At 72.4% G+C, this 1,535-nt stretch carries 1 protein-coding gene; it reads left to right on the top strand.

Going from position 1 to position 1,535, the window contains the following annotated elements; genetic code table 11:
* The coding region (locus tag D7V77_RS41940) for a cyclic nucleotide-binding domain-containing protein (RefSeq protein WP_120581725.1) at positions 1 to 1,506 on the top strand (1,506 nt) is incomplete at its 5' end.
* Between the last annotated feature and the right edge of the window lie 29 nt (positions 1,507 to 1,535).

Genomic DNA, 1,535 nt, shown 5'->3' with positions numbered 1-1,535 from the left:
GAAACCACCAGCCCCAGGCCCGTGCCCCCGGAGCCGCTGGAGGCCGGCGGGGCCCCGGTGGACCTGTCGGATGCGCTCCCGCCCGAGCTGGCCCTGTCGAACGCGCCCGTCGCGGATGACACCGAGGTGGTCCTCTCCGTCGAAGTCGAGCTCGAGCCCACGCAGGACGAGCCCAAGGCACCCACGGTGACCGAGGCCGCCGCGCCGCCACCCGCCGTCCCCGCACCCGCGGGCCAGTCCGTCCGAGTCGCACCGCCGTCCCCATCTCCCATGCCCGAGCTTCCCCAACTCCGGACGCCCAGCGGACGCTGGCAGGCGCTCGCGCCGCCCATCACGGGCCCCGAAACCACGCCGGCCTCCACCGCGCCGAAGCCTCCCTCACAGGCCGCGCCCCCGGGCCTGCGCCCCCGCCGCGTCGACACTCCGTCCAGGCCCATGGCCACGGTCGCCGCGGGTGCCTCCGTGGTGCCCACCACCGCCGGAGCCCCGGAGCCCTGGCGCGCGTCCCTGAGCGTCTCCAGCTTCACGGAGCTGGAGATCGAAGCGGACTCGCTGCTGCACGCGGTGGAGCTGGCGGCCCAGCGGGGACTGGCCGAACACGCGCAGGAAGAGGAGCCCGTCTACGAGCTGACCGAGGAGGCCGAGCCCACCTCGGACACCTGGGACGCGCTGCCGTCCATCCCGCTCTTCTCCGACCTGCCGCGCGACGCCTTCATCCAGCTCTTCGAACGCTGCCCGCTGCGCCGCTTCGGCCCCGGCGAGCGCATCCTCGCGCAGGGCTCGCACGGCGACGCCTTCTACGTCATCTGCGAAGGCAACGTGCGCGTCTTCCGCGAGGAGGACGGCCGCCGCCAGGACCTGGCCACGCTGGAGGTCGGCGCCTTCTTCGGCGAGATGGCGCTCCTGTCCGGAGCCCCGCGCGCCGCCTCCGTGGAGTCCGCGTCCGACGACACGCAGGTGCTCGAAATCTCCGCCGCCGTGCTGGCCACGCTCTCTCGGAGCCATCCGCCCGTGGCGAAGGCCCTCAAGAAGTTCTGCCGCGAGCGGCTCCTCGCGAACGTGATGAACAGCTCCGCGCTGTTCCGTCCCTTCAACCGCAAGGATCGCCGCAACCTGGTGGAGCGCTTCCGGGCCCGCGACGTGGAGCGCGGCGAAGTCATCATCCGCGAAGGCGACGCCACGGACGGCCTCTACGTCGTCCTCTCCGGCGAGGTGGAGGTCCACAAGGGCGGGCAGCGGCTGTCGACCCTGAAGGAAGGGGATCTGTTCGGAGAGATCTCCCTCCTGCAGAAGACCCCGGCCACCGCCACCGTGGAGGCCACGCGGCACACCACGCTGCTGCGCCTGCCGCGCGAGGACTTCGACTCGCTCATCTCCAGCCACCCGCAGGTCCTGATGCTCGTCTCGGACCTGAGCGACGAACGCCTGCGCCGCACGCAGCACGTGCTGGACAGCCAGACGGGGACGACGCCGGACGACGAGGAAGAAGACCTCATCCTCGTCTGACCTGCCCTCGCGGGTCCCCGGCCCCCAAT

This window comes from Corallococcus sp. CA041A, from assembly GCF_003612075.1.
Classification (GTDB): Bacteria; Myxococcota; Myxococcia; order Myxococcales; family Myxococcaceae; genus Corallococcus; species Corallococcus exiguus.
This window is presented reverse-complemented; position numbering and strand designations above follow the sequence as displayed.